The organism is Microcoleus sp. S36a_B3 (genome assembly GCF_036700745.1).
Lineage (GTDB): Bacteria > Cyanobacteriota > Cyanobacteriia > Cyanobacteriales > Microcoleaceae > Microcoleus.
Window position 1 is genome coordinate 62,028 of record NZ_JAUBPN010000001.1, and the last position, 22,606, is coordinate 84,633.

General features: G+C 45.1%; 19 protein-coding genes. 9 read left to right on the plus strand and 10 right to left on the minus strand.

Annotated features, from left to right (window positions below; genetic code table 11):
- Positions 1-621 precede the first annotated feature (621 nt).
- Positions 622-942, plus strand: a complete 321-nt coding sequence (locus tag QUA01_RS00235) for a DUF3155 domain-containing protein (RefSeq protein ID WP_333088499.1) — start codon at positions 622-624, stop codon at positions 940-942.
- A 73-nt stretch (positions 943-1,015) separates the two neighbouring features.
- Positions 1,016-1,282 carry a hypothetical protein gene (locus QUA01_RS00240; protein ID WP_333088500.1) on the plus strand — a complete coding sequence of 89 codons (267 nt, stop codon included), beginning with the start codon at positions 1,016-1,018 and terminating at the stop codon, positions 1,280-1,282.
- A 117-nt stretch (positions 1,283-1,399) separates the two neighbouring features.
- Here QUA01_RS00240 and QUA01_RS00245 read toward each other — a convergent pair whose 3' ends face one another.
- The 3 genes from QUA01_RS00245 to QUA01_RS00255 all read right to left on the minus strand — a co-directional run bounded on the left by QUA01_RS00245 (position 1,400) and on the right by QUA01_RS00255 (position 3,257).
- The gene (locus QUA01_RS00245; protein ID WP_333088501.1) at positions 1,400-1,936 is read right to left on the minus strand and encodes a cofactor assembly of complex C subunit B; all 537 of its coding nucleotides are present in this window, start codon (positions 1,934-1,936) and stop codon (positions 1,400-1,402) included.
- A gap of 318 nt (positions 1,937-2,254) precedes the next feature.
- Positions 2,255-2,647, minus strand: a complete 393-nt coding sequence (locus QUA01_RS00250) for a PadR family transcriptional regulator (protein ID WP_194011342.1) — start codon at positions 2,645-2,647, stop codon at positions 2,255-2,257.
- Between the two features lie 406 nt (positions 2,648-3,053).
- The gene (locus QUA01_RS00255) at positions 3,054-3,257 is read right to left on the minus strand and encodes a DUF751 family protein (RefSeq protein WP_194011343.1); all 204 of its coding nucleotides are present in this window, start codon (positions 3,255-3,257) and stop codon (positions 3,054-3,056) included.
- A gap of 276 nt (positions 3,258-3,533) precedes the next feature.
- On the opposite strand from QUA01_RS00255, the gene QUA01_RS00260 reads away from it, so the two are divergent.
- Positions 3,534-4,409 carry a DNA adenine methylase gene (locus QUA01_RS00260; protein WP_333088503.1) on the plus strand — a complete coding sequence of 292 codons (876 nt, stop codon included), beginning with the start codon at positions 3,534-3,536 and terminating at the stop codon, positions 4,407-4,409.
- Between the two features lie 603 nt (positions 4,410-5,012).
- Here the strand turns inward: QUA01_RS00260 and QUA01_RS00265 are convergent.
- Complete coding sequence (locus tag QUA01_RS00265) at positions 5,013-5,495, minus strand: PD-(D/E)XK nuclease superfamily protein (RefSeq protein ID WP_333088505.1); 483 nt, start codon at positions 5,493-5,495, stop codon at positions 5,013-5,015.
- A gap of 27 nt (positions 5,496-5,522) precedes the next feature.
- Positions 5,523-6,458 (minus strand): metallophosphoesterase family protein, encoded by a 936-nt coding sequence (locus QUA01_RS00270; protein WP_333088506.1) that lies wholly within the window; start codon positions 6,456-6,458, stop codon positions 5,523-5,525.
- Between the two features lie 108 nt (positions 6,459-6,566).
- Between QUA01_RS00270 and QUA01_RS00275 the strand changes: the two genes are divergently transcribed.
- A complete protein-coding gene (locus QUA01_RS00275; RefSeq protein WP_333088509.1) occupies positions 6,567-7,613 on the plus strand; it encodes a hypothetical protein in 1,047 nt (348 codons plus the stop codon).
- A 348-nt stretch (positions 7,614-7,961) separates the two neighbouring features.
- Here QUA01_RS00275 and mrdA read toward each other — a convergent pair whose 3' ends face one another.
- Positions 7,962-9,776 carry a penicillin-binding protein 2 gene (mrdA, locus tag QUA01_RS00280; RefSeq protein WP_333088511.1) on the minus strand — a complete coding sequence of 605 codons (1,815 nt, stop codon included), beginning with the start codon at positions 9,774-9,776 and terminating at the stop codon, positions 7,962-7,964.
- Between the two features lie 213 nt (positions 9,777-9,989).
- Here mrdA and QUA01_RS00285 point away from each other — a divergent pair, with 213 nt between their 5' ends.
- Complete coding sequence (locus tag QUA01_RS00285) at positions 9,990-10,349, plus strand: phage holin family protein (protein WP_333088512.1); 360 nt, start codon at positions 9,990-9,992, stop codon at positions 10,347-10,349.
- 167 nt (positions 10,350-10,516) lie between these two features.
- On the opposite strand, the gene QUA01_RS00290 is transcribed toward QUA01_RS00285, so the two are convergent.
- Positions 10,517-11,191, minus strand: coding sequence for an N-acetylmannosamine-6-phosphate 2-epimerase (locus QUA01_RS00290; protein ID WP_333088514.1), 675 nt, complete (start codon positions 11,189-11,191; stop codon positions 10,517-10,519).
- On the opposite strand from QUA01_RS00290, the gene QUA01_RS00295 reads away from it, so the two are divergent.
- A complete protein-coding gene (locus QUA01_RS00295) occupies positions 11,190-11,342 on the plus strand; it encodes a hypothetical protein (protein ID WP_333088515.1) in 153 nt (50 codons plus the stop codon). The two genes, QUA01_RS00290 and QUA01_RS00295, sit on opposite strands and share 2 nt — an antisense overlap.
- A gap of 1 nt (position 11,343) precedes the next feature.
- On the opposite strand, the gene QUA01_RS00300 is transcribed toward QUA01_RS00295, so the two are convergent.
- From QUA01_RS00300 to QUA01_RS00310, 3 genes are all read right to left on the minus strand, one after another.
- On the minus strand, positions 11,344-11,502 hold the full coding sequence (locus QUA01_RS00300; RefSeq protein ID WP_333088517.1) for a four helix bundle protein: 159 nt from the start codon (positions 11,500-11,502) through the stop codon (positions 11,344-11,346).
- The gene (locus QUA01_RS00305; RefSeq protein WP_333088519.1) at positions 11,447-11,710 is read right to left on the minus strand and encodes a four helix bundle protein; all 264 of its coding nucleotides are present in this window, start codon (positions 11,708-11,710) and stop codon (positions 11,447-11,449) included. Before QUA01_RS00305 ends, QUA01_RS00300 begins: the two co-directional genes overlap by 56 nt.
- Before the next feature lie 210 nt (positions 11,711-11,920).
- The gene (locus tag QUA01_RS00310) at positions 11,921-14,473 is read right to left on the minus strand and encodes a hybrid sensor histidine kinase/response regulator (RefSeq protein ID WP_333088521.1); all 2,553 of its coding nucleotides are present in this window, start codon (positions 14,471-14,473) and stop codon (positions 11,921-11,923) included.
- Positions 14,474-14,722: 249 nt separating this feature from the next.
- On the opposite strand from QUA01_RS00310, the gene QUA01_RS00315 reads away from it, so the two are divergent.
- The 3 genes from QUA01_RS00315 (at position 14,723) to QUA01_RS00325 (ending at position 22,451) form a co-directional block, all read left to right on the plus strand.
- The gene (locus tag QUA01_RS00315) at positions 14,723-16,009 is read left to right on the plus strand and encodes a chemotaxis protein (RefSeq protein WP_333088524.1); all 1,287 of its coding nucleotides are present in this window, start codon (positions 14,723-14,725) and stop codon (positions 16,007-16,009) included.
- 474 nt (positions 16,010-16,483) lie between these two features.
- Positions 16,484-18,403 carry a response regulator gene (locus QUA01_RS00320; RefSeq protein ID WP_333088526.1) on the plus strand — a complete coding sequence of 640 codons (1,920 nt, stop codon included), beginning with the start codon at positions 16,484-16,486 and terminating at the stop codon, positions 18,401-18,403.
- Between the two features lie 571 nt (positions 18,404-18,974).
- Positions 18,975-22,451: a PAS domain S-box protein gene (locus QUA01_RS00325; protein ID WP_194067640.1), complete on the plus strand. Its 3,477-nt coding sequence runs from the start codon at positions 18,975-18,977 to the stop codon at positions 22,449-22,451.
- The last annotated feature ends 155 nt before the right edge of the window (positions 22,452-22,606 follow it).

The window sequence follows — 22,606 nt, forward strand, 5'->3', positions numbered from 1 at the left end:
TAAGATATCTAACGGAATTCTAAGTCAATTACAACTGGGCCGCTGCTGATTACAGATGAGAAACTTCTAAATTTGTGGTGTCTCCCCTTTGATGGAAGGCGGATAGGTTCAAAGCATTCGGCTTTCACAAACAAAAGTTGCTTAAAAGTAAAGTCCCGCCTGCATACTTTCCACAGATTTCCCAGCTTGGCTGCTGCCGGAACTTGCGGCCTACATTACCACAACTGGTGCATTTTGTCGATCGGCACGAATGTTAAGATTGTGTCGATATATTAAAAACAGTTGATTTTTTGAGCTAGAAGGGATATACTGGCCTCGGATTTGGTAGCTATGATTACCTAAAAAATCGATCTCAAACCCCGTCCGATCGGGACGGCTTTGATGATTGAATCATATATTGTTGATTCGCCAGATGTAAAAATCCGGTCTCAACTCTAGCATCCAAAAAATCTCAAATAGGTTGGGGCATCAACCTGGGGCTCGGCAAGATCGGACAAGCCGTGCTTGAGGAAAGCTGTTAGAATCCAGAATCCCCATTTTTTTTAGGGATGGGGAGTATGTCAAAACCTGTCTGTTCATACTGTCTGCTCATACTGTCTGCTTACAGAGGAGGTAAAGAAATTGGCCAGGAGACGCAAACGCAAGAGTCGCCGCCGACAAGAAGGACGCAGAATTTTAGAGTGCGTGCCTCAATATAGCATCGAGAGCGGCGAAGATAAACCCGTAACAGCGGCTCGCAAGTTCATCCATGCTGAAGGCATTGCTCCCCCTGCATTGCTGTTAGTCAAGCGTAACGAGCATACCACCGACAGATACTTCTGGGCTGAAAAAGGTTTATTCGGAGCCCAATACGTAGAAGAGAACCATTTCTTGTTTCCCAGTTTAAAGGTAATGCTGGAAACAGCCGCAGAAAAAATTTCTGTGGTGTCCGCCCGCGCATAGGTCAAAATGTTGAGTTCAAAACATTGACAGCAATGTTTGTCTAGCTCTTTTAACAAAAGTGCGAGAGTTCTCATTGTCTGGAGAGTGCTGGCTGAAATTTACGCGAAAAGTCCTTAAGAATAAAGAACAAGGGTATAAGGCTCCATCGCAACAGGATACTCGCCTGCAACGGGCGATCGCCACAGCGCGCACTCTCAGGATAATGGTTTTTGTGACACTGCTCACGGATACAAGCCCCGCAGAGCTGTCGCGGCTTCAAATTTTAGACGAAAATTCAAATTCCCTGATTCATCTTGAGGATAAATCGAAAATCTCAAATCTCGACTCTAAAATCGACTGAGTGTTCTGTCGATCGAGCTTTCGGACTCTTTGAGAGAGCCGCAAACATTCATCGGTTGGTCGGCTAGAACTTTAAGCACGGCATCTAGCATATCAAAAAACGTTCCACACCAAAATTTTAATATTCCAGCGGTTTTAAATCTAAAGCTTTTTCCATAGCTGCTAGTTCATCGCGGTGAGCTCTGACAGTAACCAGGCTCTTAGTTTGGCTTCCCGACTCAGCAACAGATTCGAGTTTAAGGGAAACTTGCTCCGAGCGTCCAGCTTTTTTCCAGTAAAATATTCCCGCCAGCGGTGACAGCAGTACCAAAGCTAGGAAAATTTGACCTTGCTGGGGAAGTAGCATTCCCAAAAGCAAGCCCAAGGACAGAGTGCCGCCTGCACTCAGCAAAGTGAGAAAAATAGCTAAAAACCAACTAGGCCGCACAAAACCTTCAAAAGTGACTTTATAGTTTGGGGCATCGACGGCTGCAACTCGGTAAGCTCTAGAAGCAAAATACTCTTGTAGCTGGGTTAAAAGTGACTCTTGGGGGCGAGGCGAAGCAAACTTGATTTGTTCGATTCTTTCTTTGACTGAGGCCTTGATGAAGAAAAACAAGCCTACAGTCATCAGCAGGGCGATCGTAAACGTTGAAGAAAGAACAGTAGTATCCATCGGTAGAAGTTTGTGTAATTGAAATTATCTACTACTACTTTACATAACTTTACAGACAAAAGCGATCGAGGACTTACGCAGACACTTGCTTACCAAAATTACCAACAAGCTTTGTAGCAAGGTTTTTTTCTCCCCATCACCAAATTCTTATATCTCCCCACGCTTTCTAATTTTCAAGTGACAATGCGTAAGTCCTGACGTAGTGTAGCTGCTCTAATTCCTGTGCGGCAATGCTTGCAAAGCGAAGACAAGGAAGGCAGTTCGCTTTGCTAGTAGCGCCAGCATTTCAAGGGTTTAGGCATCCGATTTCAACAGCGGCTAACCCGTGTGACCAGTTTCTAGGGCGCGGGGGCGACGGCCAGACGCGCCGTTTCCCTGACCGATATACTCGTGCCACAGGCGAGCTAGGTCTTGAGCTTGATGCCGCCACTCGGGGAGGATTTGATACATCCGGCGGGGGCGGCCGCGTCCTTCTACTTTTTTCCAGTAACCGGTGATGACGGCTTCATCTTCGAGGAATTTGAGAGCGCTGTAGAGGACGGTATCGGAAAGTCGGTAGATGGGGAATTCCCGCTCTAGTTGTCCGATGAGTTCTGTACCGTAGGAATCCGATCGCAATAACACCGAGAGAATGTAGCACACTGCTAGTTCCTTGTTTAGATAAACAGGAGGGGGGTCTTGAAAAAATTGATAGATATGTTCAAATTTCATCTGTCTTGTCCGCTAGAAACTCTCGCGATACCGTCAGGTTGACGGGAGAGGAAAGCGGGGCGGGGTGTGCCGCTTCCTAAGAACTAAGTGGGAATCGGGGAAACAGAGGTGCAGTATTTCCCCAGTTGTGTTGATGGCTCGAAAGAGTTGTGCTGCACTTAGGTAATGTTTGCTTGCGCCAAGGTTGAGGAGCGCTCACATAACTAGGGTAACTTTCTTTCTCTTATAATCTATCGCAGCGGCTATTGCCGGCGCGGGCGATCGCACATCAGAATTGTGTTGGCTTTAGTGATTAGTGTTTCCGCTCAAACTCAGCAGCAGAAACTTCCCTAAACTCTCTACCTGCCTTTCCAAGCGGGCCACAGTTTGTCAGAGTGAGCCGGCTTTTTCGGGCCGAAACTTGCTTTTAAACCGGGCTCAGACCTAACATGGCGCGCAGGGTAAAAGTTAGAAAGACAAAAGTCGCTACAATCGAAGTAACCAGGACGATGGCTGTTGCCGGTCGATCGAGTAGAGGTTTGAGTCGCTCGAACAGGAAAAAGAAGATTCCGAGACAGACAGTAATCAAAAAACGGGGGTACCTAGAGACGTTATTAATGAAATCTTGCATGAGCGCAGATGGGGTAATTTGTTACAGCTCGATCGTTGACTGGTAACACTTGTGAGCGAGTTAGATAATTTTGGCACAGCCGGAGCTAAATCGGCTCCTCGGGCGATCGGGCGTTTTTGCCCGCGAGGCTGATATATATAATTCTAACGAATATTTTCGATCGGTCGATCGGGCACTGTCTGTTTAATGCCACCATACCTCCCGTGACAAATGAGAGAAGTATGTATATTTAGTTGTAGTTGTGATAAATATTATAGGGCTGTTATTTCTAAGTAAATGTCTGCTGCCGCACCTTCTTTCGTCTTGCCGCGTCCTTTTCTGAAATGGGCTGGAGGCAAAACTAGGTTGATCGGACAATATCAACCTTATTTTCCTGAAAAGTTCACCACTTACTACGAGCCTTTTTTGGGCGGCGGAGCCGTCTTTTTTTACTTAGCACAACAGAACCCTTCTTTGCAAGCTGTGTTAACAGATATTAATCCTGAGTTGATTAATGCTTATCGCTGTGTCAGGGATAAAGTCGAGGAACTGATTGAGCTTTTGTTAGAGCACGCCTCTGAACATAGCAAAGACAATCAAGCCTATTATTACTCGGTGCGATCGCGCTCCTACAATACAGCTACAGAAAAAGCAGCACGGCTGATTTACCTCAATAAAACTTGTTACAACGGCCTCTACAGAGAAAACTCCAAAGGTCAATTTAATGTTCCGATGGGCAGATACAAAAATCCTAACATTTGTCAAGCCGATTTATTGCGATCGGTCTCCTCTTTACTCGCGCCCGCTCAAATTGAAGTAAGAAAATTCGATGAAATTTTGGAGTTTGCTACAAGCAGTAAAGACTTTGTTTATTTTGACCCACCTTACTATCCGATTAGTGCCACAAGTAACTTCACCGCTTACAGCCGAGATAATTTCAAAGAATCGGAACAGATTAAATTAAGAGATGTTTTTGTAGAACTTGCCCAACGCCGCGTGAAAGTTATGCTGTCTAATTCTAACTGCGATTTTATCGCTCAAATCTACAGCGACAGTCAAGCTTTCAGAAAAAATCATCTCCCCAAACAAATTGAAATATCAGCATCTAGGGGAATTAATTCTAATAGCTACAAACGCGGTCTAGTCAAGGAATTATTAATAAGTTCAATTTAAATAAACACTCTTTGCAAAGCCTCTACTTAAACATATTTGGTACGGCAGCCCGTGACTTCAGAAACCGGGTCGATCGCCCCCATGTGTAAGCCCTGAAACAGTGGTTTCAGAAATACGGCTTCTTCGTGGATTTCAAGCTACTCAACGGAAAACTCGTAGAACAAGGGTCAAAAAATTGGCTAAAAAAGGAACTATTACCTATTGATTTATCTAGACTTCTGTGGTATATTTTAGATAATGGAAGTGGTAACTTAAATTTTATTTTTGCCACCACTCCCATTATTAAATGATACCTCCAAAAAACCTGACAGTCAAGGGTTTAACTCGAAAAAAAAAGGCGCTTTTTTTCAATTTAATAAAATTAAAATATTTGAATCCTGCGTTACCGCAAATCATAGCAGTTTCTGCAAAAAATGCAACTGTACTGTAGCGAATGGAAAAAGGGCGATCGCGATCGGTAACGAATAAATCTTGATGTAATATCAAATCCTCTCTTCATCGGAATAATAAATTCACTGTTGACTGTTAACCGTTGACTGTTGAGTGTTGACTGTTAACAGTTAACATCACCAGGAGTGCAACCGGAATTGGTATAATGTGTGATTACAAATGTTTGTTTGCCCAGGTAATAAAACCTTCGAGCTTGTAAACCCCCAAAAGATTTTGATTGTCGGGAATTTGTTTTTTAAACCAGTCGATCGAACCTTGCCTCATCCCATTGCCGCCCACGATCACAATAGTCGGAACCCGATAGCAAGTTTTAATATTTAAATTGAGGTAGGGATACTTTTCATCAACAGATCCTTTATCTTCTTGCCACTTGCACTCAACAATTAGACCAAGAGGAAACGAAGCAGAACTAACAATATAAAAATCGACATTTATTTCTGTTTCATAAATGCTAGACCCGATATAAACTTGTTTAGCATATCGCTTGTGATTTTGCGTTGAGAGCAAGAGCCAATCTAACTTGCGCTTTTTTGGCAACTCAGGACATATTTCGAGATATCCATGACCTCTCAAGGTACCTTCTACAGTTGCTTCTAAAACAAAACCAGTTTTATTGGCTCTACAACCCCTATTCATTTTGTTGGCTCCTGAATATAATGTGAATTAAGCCGATCGCACTTCAATCACTCCCCGGTCAAAAACCCGCTTGTCAGTACCGATAGAACTGACAAACATCCGGTCTTCATAGACATCAAACGTCGCAAAACTCAGCAGACTAGCAGAATGCTCCGTCCACTCAGAACGCCCCACCGGACGAGTACCCCCGCCCGCCCCACAAGTCAAATAAGTCGTACCGTTAATCGATCGGGTGCGTTCGTAACTGTGCTCGTGTCCGTTGATATAAAGCTGCACGCCGTACTTTTTAAACAAAGGCGTCAAAGTCTTAAGAAAAGGTTGATTCACTCCGTAGATACCAGAAGAATAAATCTGGTGGTGGCCGAACACAACTTTCCACGGTGCGGTGCTCTGAGTCAACTCTTTTTCCAGCCAAACAAGCTGATTTTCCCAGTCTGCATTACGATTGGTATCTAATGCAAAAAACTGTACCGGATCGCGCCGAAAAGTATAGTAGCGACCTTGCATATTAAAACCCGCATATTTAACTTGCGGGTCGCCGTTAGCAGTGCGGATGTCGTGATTTCCCAGACAAGCATAAAATTTTACGCCTTGCTGCAATAATGACTGATAAGGCTTCTCGAAAACAGCATTAATTTGTTCAATTTCGCCGTTATTGTAGATATTGTCGCCGGCGAGAACAGCAATATTAAAAGGATTTTCCCCGTGATATTGGGTCATCGCCTCAGCCACAGCATACTGACCTTGGGCCCCGGTACCGGTGTCGGCAACCGAAATAAAGCGTAAAATAGGCGGTGAGGCTGGCAATGGGACGATCGCCCTTTGGCCCTCAACATTAGAAGGTACAGCAGCATTCGCGTCTGTCCCCCAGGAAGTCCGAAGCTGAAGCATTTTCCAGACTCCGGTAAAACCTAAGCTGCTGAGACTGGCTAAAAATAGAAAGTGACGGCGTTTAAGGCTCATGATGATTCAGTTAGAACTAATAAAATGATAAATTAAGGCCCAGAAGGCTCAACTAAAATTTATCTTTAGATATATTAGATATATTTGCAACGCTCCAAGGCAAAGAAAATGTCAGAAGAACAACTAAACCAACCAACTCCAGAAGCGTCTCAATCTCCGAAAGTGGAGGTTGGCGAGGCGGCTGCAAAGTCTGCCGCCACACCCAGCCAAGCTCAAAATGCCAGCAGCGCTGTTCCCAAAAATCAGAAAATCAAAGCTTTGATTTTCTCAATTCGGAATTTGGGGAAAAAAGGGAAAAATGTAGCAGCAGAACCCCCGTTGCAGCCCCAAAGGCCGATCGCGCCCACCGCTTCTGACTCAGCAACAGTAACTCCTCCGGCTGTTGCTGCAGAAGTTAAAGCGGAAGTTAACAGCGTTCCCCCGCCAAAAGTTGCGGTAAAATCCGATCGTAAAAAGTCTGTATCAAAACCCGCAGGCGACAGTTTTTTAGAGAAAGTCGTTGTACTTTGGCAAAGTATTGTGCGGTTAGTGCGCGAGCTGCTACCGCCTGTTGTCAGTGCCAAGGTGTCAGATCCAATTTTAAACGCTTCCTTAGCAGCAATTCTCATAGTTGCAGTCGGTTTAACTTTCAACAGTTTCTCAGCAAAACCGCCGGAACAACTAGCAAAAGCGCCTATTGCAGCACCGCCGCAGTCGCCGGCTACCTTTAGCGATTTTTTGCCGGACACAGCCAAATCACCAGAGGCGATCGCAAATTCTCAGCCAACATCCGCTAAATTAAAAAGCAAATCGCCCGATTTAGTAGCACCAGACAAACCGCAATCGATAGAAATTATCCCGCCACCACTAACGCCGGAACAGTCTTTGATTGCTGCAATTCAAACTCAAGTTGCTGACATTACCGATCGACTTGGCGGCGGTTTAGTTAGGTCTGTTCAAGCTGATTTCTCCATCGGCCTTTTGACAGTGAATGTCGCTGAAGATTGGTACAATCTCAGCACAACAGAGCAAAATCAGCTAGCAAGTAAAATGTGGAAAGAAGCTAATGCACTCGATTTCAGCAAGTTACAAATTGCCAATTCCGAAGGTAAATTAATCGCTAGAAGTCCAATTGTTGGTTCGGAAATGATTATTTTAGAAAGAGGCATTAATTAGATTTTTAACTTTTTGTATCTGTAAACCGTCCGACCATTTTTAAATTCTAGGACGCAGAATCAAATTATGTAAGGTGTGCAATGCACACCTTACCGCTGTTAATCTTTTTAAGAAATCGCATTTTCTTGGAAGTGATATCAATTCCATTAGGATCGGAATTATTCATTTCTCTCTGACCTCTCTGTGTTCTCTGTGTTCTAGTAAGGTTAAATCATTCCGATGCAACCGGAAACGATAGGAGACAATTGGTAGGGGAAAACTTTTGAGCGCACTGATAGCAAAAAGGTGCGCCTCGCGCACCCTATACCACAAAATATGAACTGTCAACAGTCACCAATTAACTCATGACTAGAAAGGTTTATTAGTAGGTTTAAAACCCTGATTTTTAAAATAGGTTCGGAATACCTCTTGAGCAATGGGTGCCGCCGAAACCGCACCAAATCCACCGCCTTCAACAATAACTGCGATCGCAATTTCCGGCTTGTCAGCGGGAGCAAAACCTACATACATAGCATTGTCAGGATGACCGGGCATTTCCACAGTTCCAGTTTTACCAGCACTTAAAGGAATAGTACCGTCATTCATCGCGCGGCCTGTACCTTTTTTCACCACGTCAATCAATCCTTGTTTAATGACGTTTAAAGTTGCCGGCTTAATACCTGTTGGGATTTTTTTAGTAATAGGCGTATTGGTTTGAGAAGCCAACAAATGTGGCTGCAATCGCGAACCGCCATTGGCAATAGTTGACACCATCACAGCCAATTCTAGGGGAGTACAAAGTACCAAACCTTGACCGATCGCCATTGTTACCGTATCGCCCACATACCAATCTTCCCCATACATTTTCTGTTTCTCAGCAGGGATCGGAACTTGACCGTGATTGGATGCATCCAACCCCAAAAGCTTTAAATTAATAGCACCGCCAATGCCCATTTTTTTAGCCCATTTCGCCATTTCTTCCGGCCCTACAGCCATGCCTACTTGATAGAAAAATGTATTGCTGCTGTAGGCTAAAGCGTCCCGAAAACCGATAACGCCGTAACCAGCGCCGTGTTCGTTAAAGGTAATTCCGCCGATATTAATTGAAGAAGATGATAGTAAAGTCGAGTCAGGAGAAAACTTGCCCGACTCCATCCCGGCTACAGAAGTTACAATCTTAAAAGTGCTGCCGACTGGATAGCCTTGAACTGCCCGATTTAAAAATGGTTTGTCTGGCCCTTGCAGTCGATCCCATTCTTTTTGAGTTACCTTGCGAGTGAAAATATTGGGGTCAAACGTCGGCCAACTAGCCATTGTTAAAAGAGCTCCGGTTTTGATATCGATCGCCACAACTGCACCCAGGCGATCGCCCAAAGCTTTTTCTGCAGTTTTCTGCATATCCAAATCTAAAGTTAGCTGCACCGGTTTGCCGGGAATAGGAGCTTTTACCCCTAAATCTTGGATTTCCTCACCCTTAGCATTCACCTCGATCAAACGGTTTCCCCAAACGCCTTCTAAATTTTTATTGGCTAATTTTTCAACTCCCATTTGACCGACAATCATTCCCATCGGATATGTAGGATTAGCTTTTAATTCGTCTAAAGTAGCTTCGCCTACGTATCCCAAAAGGTGAGCTGCAAGTTGCTCGTTGGGATTGTCTCGGCTCGATTCGGCGCGAATTTCAACTCCCCGCAAAGTATTAGCTTGTTCTCCCAAGGCGACAAAAGTACCGACATCGATATTTTTACTAATTCGCACTGGGAGGGCAGATTTGTAGCCTGCTTCATCGATTTTTTTGATAATTTCGGCTGCGGGAAGTTTGACGATCGGGCCTAGTGTAGCGGCGACTTCTTGCCAGTCTTTGGTCGATCGCTCTTTCGGCCACAGATAAACCGATCGAGATACGCGGTTAGCCGCAAAAATTTTGCCGTTGCGGTCTAAAATTTGACCGCGATTAGCTGCGACAGAAACAGGGCGAATGCGGTTATTTTCCGCCCGCTGTCGGTTGTATGCTCCCTGTACCAGTTGCAGTTCTGCCAGACGAAATACCGGCAGCGTCACCAAAGTAGTGACTAGCAGCATCAAAACCATCACTTGGAACGATCGGCTGCGCTGGCGCGTACCATTATCCAAGGCATTTTTGTCGAATCGGACGTGAGATTTAAAAGAAAAATCGCCAGCCATATTAATTAATCTGCTCTTTTATTCAACTAACAAGTAGATGCAGTTGCCATCCGGATTATTTGGTGGAAGATGCAACCATTATAAATTCTCACTCTTTAGTGACAGACAGAAATTCTACCGGTTGGCAGACGAATCAGCGATATTTTGTGATTAAAGTAGATTTTAAATATCAAGTTTTTGTGACAATTCAACTTCTCAGGAGGTACAGGCGCTGTGGAACCACTCGATTTTTTGATTGCTTGGCTGGTGACTGGCAGCAGCTTGCTGCTAATTTCTCAACTGCCAATCGGTGTGGAAATTGACAGCACACCGAAAGCCGTAATTTCCGCTGCGGTGTTGGGATTGTTGAATGTTTTAATTTTGCCCATTCTGAAAACAGTTTTTTTCGTGCCGAACTTACTGACGCTGGGATTGCTTTCCGGCGTGTTTGCTTTTGTGATGAATGCGATCGTTTTTGCCTCTGCTGCGAAGCTAGTGGAAGGATTTCACCTACGGATGGGCCTGTGGAGCACGGTATTGGGGGCGATCGCCCTGGCAGCAGTTAGCAGCTTTATCAATAGCGCGCTGATTTAGCAATTTCCCCAGAAAAAGGGCGATCGAAATCGCCCGATATTTCCACACATTACCTTGCGCGTTTCGTTTCTCTAGAACCGATTTCAATCGCCGAATATTCCTTATTCCTTCTTCTTTCTCCCTTCTTAGTTGTCCCATATTCCCTCTTCCTTCTTCCTTCTTCCTTCTTACTTCCCAATCACCGACTTATAGGCTGTTACTTTGATGTCAATTCCAGTAATATCTGTGCCGACAACTACAGCGGCGGCTCCTAAGTGTAATGCTTTTTTTGCCATTTCTGGCCCGGCGATTCCGCCTTCGCAGATAACTGGAATCTTAAGCTTTTCTACCATTTGGGCGAGCAAATCAAATCCGGGCGGCGAGAAATTTTGCGTCTGGGGAGTGTAGCCAAAAAGAGTAGTTGCGACAGTATCTGCACCAGCTTGGGCCGCCGCGATCGCAGCTTCGATCGTGTCTACATCCGCCATCACCAATTTCCCTAATTCGCTGTGAATTCGATCGATTAACGTCTTTAAGTCTTCGCCAGGAGGACGGTTTCTCAGAGTAGCGTCAACGGCGATAATATCGGCTCCAGAAGTGGCGATCGCCCGCGCGTCTTCAAACCGAGGAGTAATGTAAATCTCGCATCCCGGCAATTGCTGCTTCCAAATCCCAATTATCGGAGCCGATACCTGTTTTCGCACCGCCGCAATGTGAGCCGGAGAGTCAATCCGCACCCCCGCAGCCCCTCGATTGACAGCGGTGCGAGCCATTGCCGCAATGACGATCGGATCGTGCAGCGGCGAATCGGCAGGTGCTTGACAAGAAACAATTAATCCTGTAGGAATTTGACAATTAATCATGGGGAATTGGGAATTGGGAATTGGGAATTGGGAATTGGGAATTGGGAATTGGGAATCGGCCCGCGCAGGGCCCAGCGAAGGGATGGGCCCGCGGCATTGGGCATCGGCCCGCGCAGGGCATCGGGGATTGGGAATTGGGATTTTTTTGTAATTTATTCCCTGTGTCCTATGGAACTCAAATAAGCGTTAAGTTTTGGTAGTAATTTATCGACAATTGGTTTAAATTTGCTTACTTCTTCGCTTGTGATAAGTTGTCTAGCATAGGCTAATCTTAACCAGTTTACGGTTTCGTACAAAGAGCCTAAGCGCAATTTTTACAAAACGCCGATTATCTTGGTCATTATAACGACCTCTTCCTTCAGCAATATTAGCACATACACTATCAGCAGACCGAACGATCTGTTTGCCCATCGTATCTTTTGTGAAGTAATCCCATTTTTTAACAATCTCCCAAATCTGATTCGCCAAACTTTCCGCTAACTTATAAACCTCTAATTCCTCAAAATCAGGTCTTCCCATAATTACCTCAAAAACTCAATTATATTAAATGCCCTGCGCGGGCCCATGCCCTGCGCGGGCCCATGCCCCATCCCTCCGCTTCGCGCTCGCCCTGCGCGGGCCAATGCCCCATCCCTCCGCTTCGCGCTCGCCCTGCGCGGGCCCATCCCTCCGCTTCGCGCTCGCCCTGCGCGGGCCAATGCCCTGCGCGGGCCCATGCCCCATGCCCAATTATCCATTACCAATCCCCACCATTAAAGAAAGAATTTTGTCTAGCAATTGCTGAGGGTGAATCGGTTTAGCCAAACAATCGTTAGCTCCCGCTGTCACGAAAGATACTCGATCTGCAGGAATTTCCTGGGCGCTTAAAGCCAGGATTTTGAGATTTTCAGTAGCTGGTTTTTGGCGCAGTTGTTGGATTATTTCGCAGCCATTCATCCCTGGTAAACGCATATCTACAATCACAGCATTCGGTTGCAAAAGTTCAATTTGTTCTACGGCTGCCGAACCTTCAATCATCCACACTACTTGCAGTCCTGCTGCTGTCAGGATATCGCAAATGAGCATGGCAGTTTCTTCATCTTCTTCGACGAGCACGATGCTGCCTCGCAGGGAGGAGGAGTGCAGCGGTAAAGATGAATTGGATTTTTCATATTTGAATTTTGTGGATTCATCTTTGCTTTTAGTTTGACTCGGTATAAAAACGGTAAAAGTAGAGCCGACATCAACTGTAGAGTTGACTTCGATCGCGCCGCCGTGAAGTTCTACTAACTGTTTGGTTAAGGCTAATCCCAGACCGGTACCGCCGTATTCGCGGCGGTAGGGGGAATCTAATTGCTGGAATTTTTGAAACAAGAGCGATCGCTGATTTTCGGGAATTCCAATGCCGGTATCTTTGATTTGAAACACAGCGGTGCTACCTGCAGGTGCAGTACCCGGCTGTCGCACTGCAGGCGTTTGATTTTTATCTTCTGTCACCCAAACTCGCAGGATGACTCGCCCGCCTTCGGGAGTAAATTTGATCGCATTTCCTAAGAGATTGAACAGAATTTGTCTCAGGCGGCGCGGATCGGCGGTGAAGCGATCGCACTCTTGTTTTACCCGCTGTTCTTGTATTAATTCTACTCCTTTAGCCGCAGCTTTTTCTTTGAGGGCGTGCAGGCTCTGGGAAGCTAATTTAGAAATTGAAAATTCACTAATTTTTAAGATTGCTTTTCCCGCTTCTACTTGCGATAAATCTAAAATATCGTTGATTAATTCTAATAAGTGGTCGCCGCTATCTCGGATAGTTTGCAGGTATTGTCGTTGCTTTTGCAGCGGCACTTGTTTGGTGCCAACTTTGCCGTAAGACCACCGCAACAGCGTGTCGGAAATGCCGATGACGCAGGTGAGGGGAGTCCGCAATTCGTGGCTCATAGCTGCCAAAAATTCGCTCTTGGCGAGGCTGGCAGACTGGGCGGCGACCAGTGCATCGCGCAGTTCTCGCGTGCGCTCTATGACGCGCTGTTCTGAGGTGCGCTTTTGTTGCTGAACTTCTGCATAAAGTTCGGCTTGGTAAATGGCGATCGCCAAATGTTCTGCTATTTGTCGCAAAAATGTTATTTTGCTTTCTTCCCACTCCCGCACAGTAAACTGGTGGGCAATTAGCAGCCCCCACAAGTCGTCTTGAACTACGATCGGCACTAGCAATTTCGCCCGCACCTGAGCCCGCCGCATCAACTCTAAAAAACAAGGGTGCGAAGAGTAAGTTTTTTCGACATCCGCGACGCACAAAGCCAAACCTTTGCGATACTTTTCTCTGTCGATGATTCCATCGGGAAAACACTCGGCACCTTCACTAAAATTTAGTACAGACGAGATAGCGTCGCTGGCTAAAGCTTCGTAGGTGACGCGACCTAAATATAAGAAATACTGGGAATTTTCTTTGACTTCGCCAGACGCAGAAACCTCTGCCAGTATTTGTTTACTTAATTTGCCATCGGGAGAGGCTGGCACTTTTTCAAATTGATAAATTAACAGGCGATCTACATCCAAAAACTCTCGCACTCTCGAAACTGCTTTTGACAAAATGACAGGCAATTCCAAACTCTGGCGGATTTGAGTTGTCACCTGATTCAAAAGTCGCTCTTGTGCGAGCTGCTGCTGCAAAGCATCTTCCACTGGCTGACAAAATTGAATGCAGGAATTTGGCATTTCTTCTGCGCGATCGCCCACTTCGGTCATCTGGTGCTGTAGCGTTTCGGGAGCGATCGGTTGGGGCGCGGAATTTTCCTCTATTTCCGTTTGGGCTTGTAGGGGCTGGTGATTGTTTTTGCTGGCATCGATTGCGAGAATATCCAGCAAATTTAGGGTAAATTCGCTTTGAATAAAGGCCGAGTTTGGCTGTATATTGTTAATGGCTTGTTTGAGGGTACGAATATTAATTTTTCCCTTGGTTCCGGGCGTTATTTGGGCGATTTTTGCTACTATGGGAGAGAGAAAATTTGCGATCGCCTCTGGCTCAAAAGTCAACTCCACATTTAATTGCCAATTGAGATATTTTTCGCTGTGTTTGCGTTCGTTTGTTGCAGCAGCATCTAAGGGCTTCCCCCGCAGCAGCGCGCTAAACCCATCTGATATTACTGCTGCAAACCGTTCTGACGAGTTTTCCCGATTTTCAGTAAAGGCAGGAGCATCGTCCGCCAGCCAAATCGCCCCCGGGAGTTCAGCCATTTGCTGTAACAACTGGTAAGCAGCCTCAAAGGTTGCTAGTGGCAAAGTTCGACTTAAGCTTTTTGGTTTCAATCTAGGTATTTTTCCGGTTGTTTTCAAGAACACAAGATCGAGCCCGATATTTTAGGGACGAAACCGGGGCGCAGCAGGCGCGAACGCTCCCAAAGACTTGAGATGAAAGTAATCAGAAGGCAGGCTCTCATCAGGCCTGCGAGTAGGAGAGTACATTTCTCCCTATAGTTGTGATTACTTTAAACAATCTTATTCCAGTATAATATCAATATATAATTTGTTAACTTCTACTTAACACTATCCGGGTAAATGAGCAATCCAACTCAACTCACCCCCGATTTCACTATCGGACATCTGCCGTCTCACCACTGCCAAGTGAGTGCTGCAACTCTAGGACAGGTAGTGGCTGAAAAATTCGAGCAAGAACCAGACCTGCCGGGAGTAATTATTACTCACGAATCGCAGGTGTTGGGAATGATTTCTCGTGTCAAATTTCGAGAGCAAATGATTCTTCCCGATCGCGTAGAACTTTACGGGCAGCACCCGATTCGCTCTTTGTTAGATTTTATCAGAATTCCGCCTTTGGTGATGGAGGAAAACTGGAAAATTGACGATGCCGTGCAAGCCTCTCTCAACAGGCAAAAAGACTTGATTTATGAACCAATTATTGTGGTAATGAAAAACCACACACTCCGCCTTTTGGATGTTCAAACTCTGATAATAGCGCAATCTAAAAATTTAGCGCAAGCTTACAAAATTATTCAAAAATACCGAGCAGAAAAACAAAAACATCTGGCGATAATTAAAAAAGAGCAAGCCCAAGTTCGCGAATATCATAAGCTTTTACAATCCCAACTTCTGGAAACAGAAAAATCGCAAAATACTCCCAGTTCTCAGGAATTGGCACTGGCAAAACAAGCCGAACAAATTGCTCAAATGAATCGACGATTTGTGAGAATTGCGAAGTTGATTTCCTCGGAGGGTCGCCAAGCATTTCAAGCTACTTTTCAAGGTGCTAATTCTATTTGCAACAATACAGATAAAATTTTGGGAGTTGGCAAAGCAATAGCTAACGATCTAGAAACAGTTAACCGCACTTCCAGAACCATCCGGGAGGCGATCGAACAAGTCAGGCATTTAGCAGTACAGGTGGCTGTAGTTACCAATCAGATGGAAAGCAAGCCCAACGGTCTTGGCCAAGTGAGTTTAGAAATTGGCCGACTGGCAAGTAAAACTTTTGAATTGGGGACTCAAATAGAGCAAATTGCCAGCCGGTTTAAACTTCGCGTTCACGAACTCACGGAGGCGGCAAGAGCTGGTGCTAATGTGGCAAAATTCGTGACCATCAAGATCGATCGTGCCGAAATGGCGCTGTTAGAATTGGAAGAATTAATAGCAGAAAAAAATCCTACTTCATTTATAGATACTAAACAATCTTTAGGCATCAACAAAAGTGTTACAGCCCATTCTTTAGTTAAAGATATAGAACACGCAGAAATCGCGGCTTCTGAATTAGAAGAAATAGTTAAGCAGCAAAATTCTTCGCAATATCTGATCGAAAAAATTCAGCAGGCTCTGAAGTCAAAAAAGCCCTGAAATTTTAGTAAAAATATGGTAATAAATTGAATTTTTTTCCAAAATTACAAGCATAATAAAACTTTACATTTTGACTGTTGAAAAAATACTATTTGTTGGAGCGAGGTGAAACAAATTAAAATAAGAGTTGGAAAAGGCTATTGAACATGGGTGTCAACTTAATCTCTTGTGCCGTGCCGATCTATTGTTTGACGGGCAGAACCCCCTGCGCCCCTGTTCCCTTGGGAGAAGAGTGTTTAAAGTGAGTATTGTTGAGGGTGATTAGTGGGTATGCTCCCCATCGAGACCAATCGGACGAGAGATACAAAAGACCTCTCATAAAAAGCCTGTACAGAGCAGGCATCCTCGACACTCCACAATAATTGTTCGAGAGGTATCAAGAAGTTACAATTTCATTTGACATGAGGCAGGCTATTGAAATCCGCAAAAATCGATCGCACATTCCACAAACAGCTTAATTAAAAGGTGATATTTATGAAGATTTTGCTAGTAGAAGATGACACAATTACAATTAATTTGTTAACTCAATCGCTCAACGCTCACAATTACAATGTGAATGCGGCGACAGACGGTGAAACAGCATTACATTTGGCGCGGGCCTACGATTACGACTTGATTGTTTTGGATGTGATGATTCCTAAATTAGACGGTATTAGTTTGTGTCGGAAATTGCGATCGTCCGGCTGCAAAATGCCGATTTTACTGCTGACGGCGCTAGATAGCAGCAGCAATTTAGTTGAAGGTTTAGAAGCCGGTGCAGATGATTATGTGGTCAAACCCTTCAATCTGAAAGAATTAATTGCTCGCATTCGGGCTTTGCTGCGCCGGGGTAAGGCAAGTTTGTCGAGTACAAATTTGACTTGGGAAAAACTGCAAGTCAACCCGGATACTACGGAAGTCACTTATGCCGAAAAGATGCTGCATTTGACTCCTAAAGAGTACAATTTGTTGGAACTTTTTCTGAGAAATCCCCGGCGCATTTTCAGCCGCAGCGCTATGCTCGATCGCATTTGGTCGTCCGGCGAATTTCCTCAAGAAGAAGCCGTTACCGCTCACATTAAGGGGTTGCGGCACAAACTGAAAGCAGCCGGGATGACGGTAGATTTAGTCGAAACTGTGTACGGATTGGGCTATCGGCTCAAAAGTCTGCCGGAGGATATGGAGAACCAAAAAGTTCTCCAGGAAACGGCAGAAACTACTAGAAGTCAAGAGAGTTTATCTGCTGAATCCAGCGGGCAGAATCAGGAATTAAATAATGAGGATCGCCACTTGAAAGTCCTGAGTGCGATCGCCCAAATTAGGGAAAAGTTAAAAGTCGATTTTAGCGAAAAGGTGGCGATATTCTATCGCGCGATCGCTCAACTCAAAAGCGGAAGCTTGGAGGACGAACTGCGACGGGAAGCTCAGGAGCAAGCTCATAAATTAGTCGGTTCTTTGGGAACTTTAGGGCTGCCGAAAGGTTCGGAAGTGGCGCGCAAAATCGAACATTTGTTCAAGGCGGAAAATGTCTTGAAACCTGGGAATGCTGAGCTGATGGAGGAATTTCTGGATTTGCTCAAACAGGTATTCGATCGCCCGCCGGAACCTGAAACCGAGCCTGTTGCTCAGGTTGTCCAACAATACCGAATCCTGATTGTTGATGATGATACTTTGCAGAGCGATCGACTAAAAATAGCCGCCTCCGGTTCCGGCTTCGAGATAGAAGTCGCAAACTCTCCGCAATCCGCAAGAAATGCGATTTCTCAACGGCCTCCCGACGCGATTTTGCTGGATTTGACCTTTTCCAGAACTCAGGAAAACGGACTTAATCTCCTAGCCGAACTCCGCAGTGAAAAGCCCGAAATTCCGGTGATGGTTTTTAGCGGGCACAATCAATTGAGCGATCGAATAGAAGTTGCTCGTTTGGGAGCTTCCGGCTTTTTACACAAATCAATTCCCGCAGCAGATATACTCAAAGCAGTCGCCCAACTCCTCGACCATACGGACTCTACAGAAGCCAAAGTTATGGTGGTAGATGATGACGTGCATCTATTGGCTGTACTGAAAGTGATTCTACAACCTTGGGGATTTCAGGTGACAACATTAGATAATCCAGAAAAATTCTGGGATGTACTCGAAACCACTTGTCCCGATTTGCTAATTTTAGATGTGGAAATGCCCGGTTATAACGGTATTGAGTTGTGTTTGGCAGTACGGAACGATTTGCGTTGGAGCAAGCTCCCAGTCCTATTTTTGACTGCTCATTCCGAGTCGGAAATAGTGCGCCAAATGTTTGTTGCGGGTGCTGACGATTACGTGAATAAGCCGATCGTAGAACCGGAATTGATTGCTCGCCTCCTGAACCGTTTGGAACGAAGCCAACTCAGACACAGACTGTCTCTGACACAGGGTTAAGCTTAGTCTCGATTCTCCCAGCGCCCTCCGATCGAAGGGGGGACAAGAGCGTCATATCCCCCGGATGATCGGGTGATTTAGGGCGGATCGACGTCAACCCCTACTCCCCTTTTTAAGGGGGATGGGAGGGGAATCCGAACTCGACGGTAAACCCGAGGTACAAAGATTTTCAGGGAATTGTTGACATCAAGGATGCAGCAGATGTCCGAGACGGTGAATGCAAGCTTTCACCGAGATTTGGGATGGTTAGGTTGTGCGATTCGGATGCGTGCCGATCAATGTTTGATATCATGTAGGTCGATTACCATAACAAATACTGTTCCCGCGTGCCCACAAAAGTACCCAATATTGAGCCTGTGCAAGTCCGCACGCACGAACCTTATACCATTTTTCTAAAGATTTGCTATGGATAAAGTCATAGCCCCCCGATGCTTTGGGGGGTTGGGGGAAGGTAATATGTAGCGCTACTTTATGAAATTCGTATTACTGCGGTCAATAGACCAGACTTGATATGACCGACAGGCAAAAACACAAACTCATTTAAAAACATATTTACAAAAACACGAAAGTAATGGTATTACCCTCAGACAAAGCCGCTCTAAATGACAGCGAATACGAATTAATTTACGCACCGGGTTCCATTCAACCTCACGGTATTTTGTTGGTGCTAGAATCTCCGCTGTTGAAAATTTTGCAAGTTAGCAACAATACTTTTGAGGAACTCGGCATTGACCCCGAAGCACTTTTGGATCATTTTTTACAGGAATTTGTTGAAAGTGCGGAAATTGAGGCTATTGAAAAAGCTTTATTGGAAAATAGCTCTCAACGTAATCGTATTACATTATCATTCAAAAATCAAAAGCGCCAGTCTGTTTTTGAGGGAACGCTGCATCAATCAAGTTCAGTATTAATTGTGGAACTAGAGCCGATTGTTGCGCCCAAAGCTAGCGATTGTTTCAATTCTGATGATTTGATTCAACAGCAGATTGACAAAATCCACAACACGCCAAACCTGCAAGCGCTGTGTCAGACAGCAGTTGAAGAAGTGCGGAGAACGATCGGTTTCGATCGGGCGATCGTCTATCAATTTGATGCCACCGGTGCCGGGAAAGTCGTCGCCGAAGACAAAGTAGAAAATTTAGCTCCTTTATTGGGGCTGCACTATCCGGCTACCGATATTCCCCACCAGGCCAGAAACCAGTTCACGATGAATTTAATTCGGTTTATTCCCGATATTCACTATCAGCCCGTACAACTAATTCCTCACTGCAATCCGCTGACTGGTTGCCCTCTGGAGCTGGAATTTTCTTTGTTGAGAACAGTTTCTCCTTGCCATCTTCAATATCTAAAAAATATGAAGATTGGCGCTAGCATGACTGTGACATTAATGAAAGATCAAAAACTCTGGGGATTAATCGCCTGTCACCACCAAACACCAAAGTATCTCAACTACAGAACAAGAAAGAGTTGCGAATTACTAGCCAAATTTGTTAATTTAGAACTAAACTACAAACAAGATAACGAAGATCGAAACTATGCAATTTCTTTAAAAGAAATTTGCCGTAAATTTATCGCAGAATTTTCTCAAGAAAACTGTTTTGTAGAAGGTTTACTTAAATCCCCAGAGGCATGGCTGGCATTGGTGGGGGCTACCGGTGGAGTTGTGTGTGCCAATGAAAATTTGCTCGCTACCGGCAAAACCCCGGAATTAGGAGAAATCGAAAAGTTAATTGCTTGGATAAAACCTCAAATAAATAATGAAATTTTTTATACAGATTGTCTGGCAAAACTGTATCCGCCAGCCCATAACTTTAAAGAAGTTGCTAGCGGTTTGCTGGTGATCGCTTTGTCGGAAATGCAAAATTATTATATTTTGTGGTTCCGTCCAGAAGCAATTCAAACTGTCAATTGGGCCGGTCAACCAGACTGGCCAATTGAATTTAAACCGGATGGCAGCAGGTTGATGTCTCCTCGCACTTCCTTTGATTTGTGGCAAGAAACTGTGAGGTTAAAATCTTTGCCTTGGCAGCAGTGCGAAATTGAAATTGCCCGAGAACTGCGAGTGGCGATTGCTAGCATTGAGTTGCGGAAAATCAACCAGCAGCTTAACTTAGCTTTGTCGGCTACCAAAATCGGATTTTGGGACTGGGACGTGCAGCAAAATCGAATTGTTTGGTCGAGGGAACACCAAGAGTTGTTTGGTTTGAAACCGGGAACTTTTGCCGGAAATTATGAAAACTTTGTAGCCTGCATTTACCCCGAAGATTTAGAAAGTTTGGAGAATACTGTGAATGTGGCGCGAGTGCAGCGATCGAACTTCTGTCACGAACACCGCGTGATTTGGCCTGATGGCAGCATTCACTGGATTGAGGGGAAAGGTAAGTTTTTTTATAGCGAAGCGGGCGATGCAGTGCGGATGGTGGGGACTGTTAGAGAAATTACCGATCGCAAAGCTAGAGAATTAGAGTTGCGTTTGTTGGAATCTGCAGTCACCACGACTAACGACGCGGTGTTAATTACCGAAGCTGAACCGATTGACGAACCGGGCCCGCGAATTCTGTATGTCAACCCAGCTTTCACGCGGATGAGTGGCTATACGCTAGAAGAAGTTTTGGGCAAAACGCCGCGCATTTTGCAAGGAGAAAAAACAGATAGAGCAAGTCTAGATAGCATTCGGACAGCTTTGCAAAATTGGCAGCCGGTGCGGGTTGAGTTGATAAATTGCCGCAAAGACGGGACGGAATTTTGGGTAGAATTGAGTATTGTTCCCATAACCAACGAAAGTGGTTGCTTTACCCATTGGGTGGCCGTGCAGCGCGATATTAGCGATGCCGTGGCGGCAGCTACGCAACGCAAACAAGCTGAAGCCGCCCTCCAACAGCTCAACGAACTGTTAGAAATGCGAGTTTTGCAGCGAACCAGAGAACTAGGAAATTCTCAAGCAGAACTCCGGGAAAACGAAGCTTTATTTCGCTCTCTGAGCGAGAGTTCCCCCGTGGGCATTTTCAAAATCGATGGTGGGGGACAATGTACCTATACAAATCCGCGCTGTCAAGCAATTGGTGGCTTCACAGCAGCACAAGCTTTGGGAAACGGCTGGATGCAGTTTGTTCACCCGGAAGACATTAAACTAATTCGGTCTAAATGGTCGGAATCGCGATCGCTAGAAGAGGTATTTTCCTGCGAATTTCGCCACGTCAAACTAGACGGAACAATCAGGTTTTGTTGGCTAAAAACAGCTCCGATTTTTTCCAACCGAGGTCAACTAATCGGTCACGTCGGCACAGTCACGGATATCACAGAAAGCCGGGAAATTGAAAAAATGAAAAATGAGTTTATTTCCATTGTCAGCCACGAACTACGAACGCCGCTCACTTCAATTCACGGTTCTTTAGGTTTGCTGGCTGCTGGGGTACTCAAAGACAAACCGGAAACGGCCAATAAGATGTTACAAATTGCGTCGAACCAGACCGAACGGTTAGTGCGTTTGGTCAATGATATTCTCGATTTAGAGCGGCTAGAATCGAGCCAAGTTACGATTATTAAGCAGTGGTGCGACGCGGAGGTTTTGATGCGGAAGTCTGCGGAAGCTGTGCTGTCTGTGGCGGCCGAAAATCAAATTAATTTGTCGGTTTTGCCCTCTTCTGCAAAAGTTTGGGCTGACCCGGACAGGATCGTTCAAATGCTGGTAAATTTGTTGAGCAATGCGATTAAATTTTCGCCGAGCGGGTGTACAGTAACTGTCAGGGTTGAAGATTTGGGCGATTCCCTACGGGATAGCTACGCTTCACGAGTTTTATTTGAAGTCAAAGATCGGGGTCGGGGGATTCCTGCCGATCAACTAGAAACTATCTTTGGACGATTTCAACAGGTGGATGCTTCTGACTCGCGCCAAAAAGGAGGTACGGGTTTGGGTTTGGCTATCTGTCGCAGCATCGTACAGCAGCACGGCGGCAGAATTTGGGCCGAAAGTGTTGTTTCTGAAGGCAGCAGTTTCTATTTCACGGTGCCTGGACCGTTTGAAAGCGAAGGGGAAAAAGTTAGCTAATAATCTCGGAAAAAAGCGACAATATCAAGGTAAAACCCCCTCAAATCGCAGTAATTTCCTTGCAAAAATCACGCAATTATGTTAATGAATTGGGTTTCTGCGTCCAGGAAAATCCTAATTCGGCTGTTTTCAGAATTTCCTCATTTTTGGGATTT

What these genes read in the sequence shown, in the direction of transcription:
- QUA01_RS00245 (WP_333088501.1), bottom strand. Translation starts at nt 1,936, where the DNA reads ATGGATACTACTGTTCTTTCTTCAACGTTTACGATCGCCCTGCTGATG.
- QUA01_RS00250 (WP_194011342.1), bottom strand. Translation starts at nt 2,647, where the DNA reads ATGAAATTTGAACATATCTATCAATTTTTTCAAGACCCCCCTCCTGTT.
- QUA01_RS00255 (WP_194011343.1), bottom strand. Translation starts at nt 3,257, where the DNA reads ATGCAAGATTTCATTAATAACGTCTCTAGGTACCCCCGTTTTTTGATT.
- QUA01_RS00260 (WP_333088503.1), top strand. Translation starts at nt 3,534, where the DNA reads ATGTCTGCTGCCGCACCTTCTTTCGTCTTGCCGCGTCCTTTTCTGAAA.
- QUA01_RS00265 (WP_333088505.1), bottom strand. Translation starts at nt 5,495, where the DNA reads ATGAATAGGGGTTGTAGAGCCAATAAAACTGGTTTTGTTTTAGAAGCA.
- QUA01_RS00270 (WP_333088506.1), bottom strand. Translation starts at nt 6,458, where the DNA reads ATGAGCCTTAAACGCCGTCACTTTCTATTTTTAGCCAGTCTCAGCAGC.
- QUA01_RS00275 (WP_333088509.1), top strand. Translation starts at nt 6,567, where the DNA reads ATGTCAGAAGAACAACTAAACCAACCAACTCCAGAAGCGTCTCAATCT.
- mrdA (WP_333088511.1), bottom strand. Translation starts at nt 9,776, where the DNA reads ATGGCTGGCGATTTTTCTTTTAAATCTCACGTCCGATTCGACAAAAAT.
- QUA01_RS00295 (WP_333088515.1), top strand. Translation starts at nt 11,190, where the DNA reads ATGGGGAATTGGGAATTGGGAATTGGGAATTGGGAATTGGGAATTGGG.
- QUA01_RS00290 (WP_333088514.1), bottom strand. Translation starts at nt 11,191, where the DNA reads ATGATTAATTGTCAAATTCCTACAGGATTAATTGTTTCTTGTCAAGCA.
- QUA01_RS00305 (WP_333088519.1), bottom strand. Translation starts at nt 11,710, where the DNA reads ATGGGAAGACCTGATTTTGAGGAATTAGAGGTTTATAAGTTAGCGGAA.
- QUA01_RS00315 (WP_333088524.1), top strand. Translation starts at nt 14,723, where the DNA reads ATGAGCAATCCAACTCAACTCACCCCCGATTTCACTATCGGACATCTG.
- QUA01_RS00320 (WP_333088526.1), top strand. Translation starts at nt 16,484, where the DNA reads ATGAAGATTTTGCTAGTAGAAGATGACACAATTACAATTAATTTGTTA.
- QUA01_RS00325 (WP_194067640.1), top strand. Translation starts at nt 18,975, where the DNA reads ATGGTATTACCCTCAGACAAAGCCGCTCTAAATGACAGCGAATACGAA.